The following is a 1101-nucleotide window of genomic DNA, read 5'->3' as shown; positions in this document are numbered from 1 at the left end:
GTGTTCCGATTGAAGACCTGATAGTTCATGAGTTGTGCCAAGTTATGGGCGTTTCGCCCGTTGCCCGTTTCGCGAGATTGGAGATCATCGCGAGGCGGATCATGCTCTCGGAGTGCGCCGGTTTGGTCTCATAGTCGCGGGCGAGGCGGCGATGCATCATGATCCATCCAAAACTCCGCTCCACGACCCACCGCCGCGGGATGACGGAGAAGCCTTTGACCTGCTCGTTTCGCGGGACGACGTCGACGTCGATGCCCAGGGCGGCGCCGTGCTCGATCGCCTTCTTCTTCTAGCCGGTGTCGACCCATGCCTTGCTGATGGTGGGGTGGTCGGCGGCGACGCGGGTGAGGAGCTGTATGCCGGCCTCGTTGTCCGAGACGCTGGCGGCGGTCACCATGACCAGCAGTAACAGGCCGAGAGTGTCGACGACGATGCTGCGTTTGCGGCCGACGATCTTCTTGCCAGCGTCGGTGCCCTGGGTGTCGGTGGGCACGCTGGTAGCGGTCTTGACGCTCTGGGCGTCGATGACGCAGGCGGTGGGTTCGGCGGTGCGTCCTACCTGCTCACGGACCATCCGGTGCAGGTGGAGGCCGAGTTTCTCGATGGTGCCGTCGGCGGTCCAGGCGCTGAAGTAGCCGAACACGGTGGTGTGCGGCGGAAAGTCGTGGGGCAGGTAGCGCCAGGGGACGCCGGTCCGGTTGAGGAAGAGGATCGCGTTCATGACTTCTCGCAGGTCAGTAACCTTGCCGCCAAGGTTGAGCGAGGTCTTCTGCCGCTCGGCCCGCCAGGCCGTCAAGGTCGGTTCCATCAACGCCCAGCGGGCATCCGAGAGATCGCTCAGGTAGGGCTCACGCTGCTTCGAAGAGGTCATGGGACCACTCATGCACAAGGTCCCCAACCGGGCATATCGCTCGATCGAGCGAGGCAAAAGCAGATTTCAGGGACCTACTTGAATCGGACAGAAGCTATCGGTATTAACCGGGGCGAAACGCAAGCCCTGGCACGGTTCAGCCGAAGAGACATATCACCTGTTCTGCCTGTACACGGCGAATCCCGACGCGACCCAACTATCGCAAAACGGAGCATAAATGACGCGAACGT

At 62.0% G+C, this 1101-nt stretch carries 1 pseudogene; it reads right to left on the bottom strand.

From position 1 onward, the window contains the following. Window positions 1-25: 25 nt before the first annotated feature. Window positions 26-871, bottom strand: a pseudogene (locus ACFYMM_RS44450) (IS5 family transposase). Window positions 872-1101: the final 230 nt, after the last annotated feature.

Origin of the sequence: Streptomyces sp. NPDC006739, from assembly GCF_042869815.1 — a bacterium.
In the GTDB taxonomy this organism is placed as follows: domain Bacteria; phylum Actinomycetota; class Actinomycetes; order Streptomycetales; family Streptomycetaceae; genus Streptomyces.
This window is presented reverse-complemented; position numbering and strand designations above follow the sequence as displayed.